A 7451-nucleotide genomic window follows, 5' to 3' on the forward strand; every position below is an offset into this window, starting at 1 on the left:
CTTTGTTTTTGATGAATCGTTTTCTTACTGTTTCCGAATCACCATGTCCATGATCCCCGCCACCATCCTCACCGGCTTTCTCGGCTCAGGCAAGACCACCTTGCTCAAACGTGTCCTGACGGAGGCCCATGGGCGAAAGATTGCAGTGGTCGAGAACGAGTTTGGCGAAGAGAACATCGACAACGACATCCTCGTTGAGGACACCGAGGAAAACATCATCCAGATGAGCAACGGGTGCATCTGCTGCACCATTCGCGATGACCTTCGTGCCACCCTTGCCGATCTGGCCACACGGCGACGCAAGGGCGAGATCGACTTTGAGCGCGTGGTCATCGAAACCACCGGGCTGGCCGACCCGGGGCCTGTTGCCCAGACATTCTTCATGGATGACGAGGTCGCCGAGCAATACCTGCTTGATTCCATCATCACCCTCGTGGATGCGAAGCACGCCGCGCAGCAGCTCAATGACCGGCAGGAGGCACGCCGTCAGGTGGGTTTTGCCGACCAGATCTTCATCAGCAAGGCCGACCTCGTCTCGGCTGAGGACCTCGAAGCGCTGGAGCACCGTCTCAAACACATGAACCCACGCACCAAGATGCGTGCAGCGCATTTTGGCGACGTCAAGCTCGACGAAGTGTTCGATCTGCGAGGCTTCAATCTGAACACCAAGCTGGATATCGACCCGGACTTCCTCAAGGCCGACGATGATCATGATCACCACCATGACCATGACCATGATCACGAGCACGGTGAGCATTGCAGCCATCCCTCGCATGACCATGACCATGGACACGGGCATCACCACCACCATGATGACGACGTCAAGAGTTTTGTGTACCGGGCGACACGGCCGTTTGACCCGGCCAAGCTGGAGGAGTTTCTGGGGGCGGTGGTACAGGTCTATGGCCCCCGCATGCTGCGTTACAAGGGCGTCCTCGATCTCAAGGGCACCGACCGCAAGGTGATTTTCCAGGGAGTGCACCAGCTGATGGGCAGCGACCTCGGGCCAGAATGGGGAGCAGATGAGACCAGGGAAAGCCGCATGGTTTTCATCGGCATCGACCTGCCCAAAGACATCCTGGTCCAAGGCCTGGATCAGGCTCTTTTGCCCGAGTGAACATTTGAGGCACTTTTCGAATCTCAGTCACGAATTTGGTGGTGCTCAAGCGACATTGCAGGGCTAGAATGTGCGTTTTGTGGCCAATCCTCCACAAAAAACGGGCACTGCGGAGTCAATGAAAGCTGCCAAACCGGCTGACATCGCTAAAATCGCGGCCCAAGTTCTTGGGGTGAGCGCTAAAGCGTTAACCCTAATCCGCCCAGCGATGGGCCAGGCCATAAAGCGGGTATAACCACATGAGCGTCAGACCGACTGACGACAGGGCTCAGGCAGGCAAGATTCCTTGCCCGCAAGAGCGTACCAATCCGCGATATCGAGCCCATTTCAGGATCTGAGAGGAGACCCGCAGTGAAAGCCCCCGCTCGTAAGACAAGCAAGTCCAGCAAGCCTGCTGAAAAGGCCAAATCGGGGCGCGCGTCATCCTCTACCACCCAGACGAAGGCCAAAGCAAGTGCTGCGGCCAAGAAGGCGCCGGCCAAAAAGGTGGTAACGGCCACCAAGAAGGCTGCACCTGCCAAGAAAGCACCAGTGAAGAAGGCGGCACCGGCAAAGAAAGCCGCGCCAGCCAAGAAGGCTGCGCCTGCGGCGAAGAAGGCAGCCGCGGCCAAGAAAGCGCCTGCTGCCAAGAAGGCGGCACCAGCGAAGAAGGCTGCGCCAGCCAAGAAAACGCCGGTGGCCAAGAAGGTCGCGGCTCCCAAGGCTGCGCCGGCAAAGAAATCTGTGTCCAAGCCCGCTGCCAAGGTCGCGCCCAAGGCCGACAAAACACCCGGAAAAGCGGCGGTGAAAGCCCAGCCTCAGGCTGGACGTACCACTGCCGATACACAAGCTGCCGCCAAGAAGACCAAGGTGCCAGCAAACGCAAAATCTGTCACGCCTACTCCCAAACCTCTGGGTAAACGAGCCGCAAAACGGGTCATGATGGAGCAAATGATGCAGCCGGAAGTGGTGCCTTCACATGCTCCCGATGCGCCCAAGGTCACGTTTTCCCATACACCTGAACGATTGATGACTCCTCCCCTGCCTACCGCTGTGAAGAAAGACCCCAAACGGGCCAACAACTGGAAGTCTGTTCCTGTCGAAGAGTTGACTGACCAGGACATTCAGGCCATGCCTGACAGCGAGTACATGAATGATGTTCAGCTCGCTTTCTTCCGTCGCAAACTGCAGATGCTCAAGGCGGACATGCTGGCCAATGCTGGCGAAACCACCGAACACCTGCGCGAGGACACCGTTGTCGTCCCCGATCCTGCCGATCGCGCAACGATTGAAGAGGAGCACGCCCTGGAGTTGCGTACACGCGACCGTGAGCGCAAGCTGCTCAAGAAAATTGAACAAGCCATTGCGCGCATTGATGCGGGCGACTATGGTTATTGCGACGAGACGGGCGAGCCCATTGGTGTTGGCCGACTCATGGCTCGCCCCACTGCAAGTCTGTCTCTTGAGGCCCAGCAGCGTCGCGAGCTCAAGCAGAAGATGTTTGGCGACTGATCGATTGCCCGCAGCCGGTCACCCGCTGGCTCATCCTCATTCACAGCTTTCAACCCATCTCACTTAACGGTCCAGCGCAACGCATGTCCAACGACGACTCGAACGGCGGCTTCCTCTCGAAGGTGGTGAAGTTCGTCCGTCATCCGACGACGAGCTGGGCCGAGCTGGACACTCGCTCTTCCGACCGGGAGAGCGAGTACAGCAAAGCTGCGCTCAAGGAAATGGTCGAGCGCAAGCGCCGAAACGATTTCGTGCGCAAACGCGAGTTCGACATGCTGCGCAAGATCCGTGCGCGTGAGGGCAAGCCGGGCGAAGGCCCGGGAGTGCGGCCATCGTTCTTCCAGAGCAGTCTGCCGTCCAAACCGGACGACCGGGCCATGACCCTGAAGAAGATCGACGAGATCGAAGCCCAGATGTCGATGCAGTGGTGGAAGACCAAAGGGCCAGACAACCTCAGCACCGGCGGTGGCGGTGGCGCCACCACTCAGGCCAGTGTTGAAGGCGCCGAGGCCAGGGCTGACGCACCTTCCGAGAACCGCCGCCAGGCCCAGTACAAGGAGACTGAAGGGTCGCCACTGTCCATGGGCCCGCACTCCGGCAACGGGGACGTCAATGGTGGCATCGTTCCCGGGCCCCAGGATGCGCCGACCCAACCCATGTCTGTCTCTGGCAACATGGCGACCACGCTTCCTCCCGGTGAAGTGCCTGATACGCCTTCCGGCCCGCCGCCTGGCGCCAAGGTGCCCACCCTGGGCGACGACGATCTGGCAGACCTCGACGCCCAAGTGCCACAGGCTGCACCTGTTGCCGGTGACGAAGTGTCGATCCAGCGGCGCAAGACTGGCCTCATGCAAGCGCGCAAGGCCCAGGACGCGATGACGTCAACCGACGGGGACTTCTCTGCGTCCCATTTCTTTGCGCTGGACACGCAGGAAATTGCGCAAGACCCGGAAGTGGAAGAAGCCTCCATCCGGTTTGCCAACGGCGATGATCAGGGTGCCGAAGAAGGGCTGCTCGAAGCGCTGGGTGAAAACGGAAGTTGCTCGGACAATGTCGATGACTGGCTGGCGCTGTTTGACTTGTACCGGGCAACCGGGCAACTGGCGCCGTTTGAAAGCCAGGCAGTCGACTTCGTCAATCGCTTTGGCCGGTCTGCGCCGCAATGGTTTGACATGCAGGAACTGGTCTCGGTGTTGTCCGGCAAGGAAACCAAACCCGAGCCCAGTACGCATCGTGCCGCATGGGTGAGCGAGGAATATCTGGACGCCCACGCAGTTGGCACATTGCAGAATGTGCTCGCCAGGGTGGCGCAGCCATGGGTGATCGACTGGTCGCCCATTCAGTCCATTGATCAGAAAGCTGCGCGGGCACTTCTGGGTCTGCTCACGCTCTGGGCTGACCAGGACCTTGAGATGCGCATGCTGGGCGCTCCCAGCCTGGCGGAGCTGCTCAAGGAGTTGACGCCTTCGGGGCGCCGCGACGTCGAGCAACTCTGGTGGGAGCTGCGTCTGGCCACCCTGAGGCTGCTCAACCGGGCTGACGAGTTTGAGCTGGCAGCGCTGGATTTCTGCGTTACCTACGAAGTGTCGCCTCCCGCCTGGGAGAGCCCGGTGTGCAATTGCAAGGCAGTCGCCGAAGACGGCTCTGAAGAAGTCAGCTCCGTGCTGGGCAACCCGGTGCGTGAAGACGTTGTATCGGAGTTCCATGGCGACTCGGTGATGGACTCCCAGGCACCTGGCGTCGACCATCTGGGCATGGTGGACATGTCTGGTGAGATCCGGGGCGATCCGCAGCAGCTGCTGGACGAGCTGGATCAGAAGCTCGAAGGTGCGGATGTGTTCATCATCTCCTGCCGAAACCTGATTCGTGTCGACTTCTCGGCCGCAGGCACCTTGCTCAACTGGGTATCGGCGCACCAGGGTGAAGGCCGCATGGTGCAGTTTGTTGACGTCCACCGGTTGATTTCCGCCTTTTTCAATGTCATCGGCATCACCGAGTACGCTCGCGTGGTGGTCCGCAACGACTGATCAGCGGGTCATTGCCGCTTTCTTGCCTGCCGGGTATTGAAACCGGGGCATCCGCCCCAAGCTGTGGCCGATGGATTCATATCACGGCACAACCATCGTCTGCGTCCGGCGCCAGACTCCCGAAGGCATCCAGGTCGCCATTGGCGGAGACGGTCAGGTGACTCTGGGAAATATCGTTGTCAAGGGGACAGCGCGCAAAGTGCGCAAGCTCTATCACGACAAAGTGCTGGCAGGGTTCGCCGGAGCGACTGCTGACGCCTTTACGCTGTTCGAGCGATTTGAAGCGAAGCTGGAGAAGCACCAGGGCCAGTTGGCACGTGCAGCCATTGAGCTGACCCGCGACTGGCGTACCGATCGGGTGCTGCGCAGGCTTGAGGCCATGCTGGCGGTGGCCGACCACACGGCTTCGCTGATCATCACAGGCAATGGCGATGTGCTGGAGCCGGAGCATGGCATCGTGGCCATTGGTTCAGGTGGGGCCTACGCACAGTCTGCCGCCAAGGCGCTGATTGACCATACGGATCTCAGTGCCGAGCAGGTGGTGCGCGAGTCGCTCAAGATTGCAGGCGACCTCTGCATCTATACCAACCTCAATCACACAGTCGAAGTGCTGTGAGGCGCAGCCGCCTCCACCGCCAGCCTGACTGTCAGATCAAGATCACAGCTTTTCCTTCCCTCCTATGTCTTCCATGACCCCCCAGGAAATCGTGTCCGAACTGGACCGGTTCATCATCGGCCAGCAAGGCGCCAAGCGCGCGGTCGCCATCGCTTTGCGCAATCGCTGGCGTCGCCAGCATGTGGACGAGAAGCTCAGGGCCGAGATCACGCCCAAGAACATCCTCATGATTGGCCCTACTGGCGTGGGAAAGACCGAAATCGCCCGACGCTTGGCGCGCCTGGCCAATGCACCCTTCATCAAGGTTGAGGCCACGAAGTTCACCGAGGTAGGCTATGTGGGCAAGGACGTTGACAGCATCATCCGCGACCTGGTGGAAATGGCGGTCAAGCAGGAGCGGGAAGCCGACATGAAGCGCCAGCGCATGCGGGCCGAGGAAGCGGCGGAAGAACGGGTCCTGGATGCGCTGTTGCCGCCGCCGCGTTCAGCAGGGCTGGAGCCGACATCAGCGCAGGACAGCGCGGCACGCCAGAGCTTTCGCAAGAAACTGCGGGAAGGGCAGCTCGACGACAAGGAAATCGAGATCGACGTGGCTGAAGCCAAGCCAGCGATGGAGATCATGGGGCCTGCCGGCATGGAAGAAATGGCGGAGCAGCTGCGTGGCATGTTCTCGCAGATGGGCCAGGAGCGCATGCACAAACGCAAGCTGAAGATTGCGGAGGCGATGAAGCTGCTGATCGATGAAGAAGCGGGCAAGCTGGTCAATGAAGAAGACGCCAAGACCCGGGCTTTGGTCAACACCGAGCAAAACGGCATTGTCTTCATCGACGAGATCGACAAGGTCGCCACGCGCAATGAGGGTGGAAGCTCGGCCGATGTGTCGCGTCAGGGCGTCCAGCGCGACCTGTTGCCGCTGGTCGAAGGCACGACGGTGTCGACCAAGTACGGCATGGTCAAGACGGACCATATTCTGTTCGTGGCCAGTGGTGCGTTTCACCTTTCCAAGCCCAGCGACCTCATTCCCGAGCTGCAGGGGCGTTTCCCCATCCGGGTCGAGCTGCAATCGCTGTCCGTCGACGATTTCGAGGCGATCCTGACGCAAACCCACGCTTCGCTGACCAAGCAATACCAGGCATTGCTCGCCACGGAGGAGGTCACGCTGGATTTCCGGCCTGAGGGCATCCGTCGTCTGGCGCAAATCGCCTGCGATGTGAATGAGCGCACAGAGAACATCGGGGCGCGACGGCTCTCGACCGTGATGGAGCACCTGCTCGATGACGTCAGTTTCGAGGCCACGCGGCACAGCGGCGAAACGGTGGTGATCGACGCCGCCTATGTCGACGAGCGCCTGAGTGAGCTCAGCCAGGACGAGGATCTGTCCCGCTACATCTTGTAAGCGCTGTTGCTGATCAAGGGCCAGGCCTGGTGGCCATGCCCTTCACCGATGCCGCGTTCTGGTGCTGCCAGGCGCGGCTTTTTCGTGCCTGTAACGCTGGCTCAGGCCCCGGGGACCTCGCGTGCACCTTGCCGTTGATCGGACGCCACTCGAAAAGTGAAGCGTTACCTGCTTGAAGCATCACATTCAAACCGCGTTGTAAGTGCTTGCTTTTTATGGGGTTTTTTCTCGCATTTTTTCGTGAAACCTGCTCTAAGTGGTTGATTTCATTACAAAAAAAAGTGCGCGCAGCCTTGCGCGCGCCCATAAACCTGCTACAGTGGAAAAAAGTGCAATTAAGTGGTGAAAAGTGTCTTCTAAGGCTTAATCAACGTGTTCCAGGGTGCTTCCTCTCTCAATCTCGATGCCAAGGGCCGGATGTCCGTGCCCACAAGGCATCGTGACGCCCTGACCGAAGCGGCCGGACAGCTCACCATTACCAAGCATCCACACGGTTGTCTCATGATTTTCCCTCGAAATGAGTGGGAAAAGTTCCGTGAGCGCATTGCGGCGCTGCCGATGCAGGCGCAGTGGTGGAAGCGCATCTTTCTGGGCAACGCCCAGGATGTCGAAATGGATGCCACGGGCCGTGTGTTGATCGCTCCTGAGCTGCGTGCTTCGGCTGGCATCACCAAGGAGGCGGTCCTGCTGGGCATGGGTGCTCACTTCGAACTGTGGGATGCCGAGGTGTACGCCGAGCAGGAAGCAGAAGCCATGAAGGGCGAGATGCCCGACGTGTTCAAGGATTTCTCCTTCTGAAGGCCG

The 7451-nt window shown here is 59.7% G+C and carries 6 protein-coding genes; all 6 read left to right on the top strand.

The annotated features are described in order from the left end of the window. Positions 1-43: 43 nt before the first annotated feature. The 6 genes from ABWV89_RS06425 (at position 44) to mraZ (ending at position 7445) form a co-directional block, all read left to right on the top strand. Positions 44-1117 (top strand): CobW family GTP-binding protein, encoded by a 1074-nt coding sequence (locus ABWV89_RS06425; RefSeq protein WP_353395353.1) that lies wholly within the window; start codon positions 44-46, stop codon positions 1115-1117. Between the two features lie 351 nt (positions 1118-1468). Further along, positions 1469-2608 (top strand): RNA polymerase-binding protein DksA, encoded by a 1140-nt coding sequence (dksA, locus tag ABWV89_RS06430; protein WP_502903162.1) that lies wholly within the window; start codon positions 1469-1471, stop codon positions 2606-2608. Between the two features lie 83 nt (positions 2609-2691). Next, positions 2692-4635 carry an STAS domain-containing protein gene (locus ABWV89_RS06435; protein WP_353395355.1) on the top strand — a complete coding sequence of 648 codons (1944 nt, stop codon included), beginning with the start codon at positions 2692-2694 and terminating at the stop codon, positions 4633-4635. Between the two features lie 70 nt (positions 4636-4705). After that, complete coding sequence (gene hslV, locus ABWV89_RS06440) at positions 4706-5251, top strand: ATP-dependent protease subunit HslV (protein WP_353395357.1); 546 nt, start codon at positions 4706-4708, stop codon at positions 5249-5251. A gap of 64 nt (positions 5252-5315) precedes the next feature. After that, positions 5316-6647, top strand: coding sequence for an ATP-dependent protease ATPase subunit HslU (gene hslU, locus ABWV89_RS06445; RefSeq protein ID WP_353395358.1), 1332 nt, complete (start codon positions 5316-5318; stop codon positions 6645-6647). 372 nt (positions 6648-7019) lie between these two features. Beyond that, a complete protein-coding gene (mraZ, locus tag ABWV89_RS06450) occupies positions 7020-7445 on the top strand; it encodes a division/cell wall cluster transcriptional repressor MraZ (protein ID WP_353395360.1) in 426 nt (141 codons plus the stop codon). The last annotated feature ends 6 nt before the right edge of the window (positions 7446-7451 follow it).

The organism is Hydrogenophaga sp. 5NK40-0174, from assembly GCF_040372165.1.
Classification (GTDB): Bacteria; Pseudomonadota; Gammaproteobacteria; order Burkholderiales; family Burkholderiaceae_C; genus Hydrogenophaga.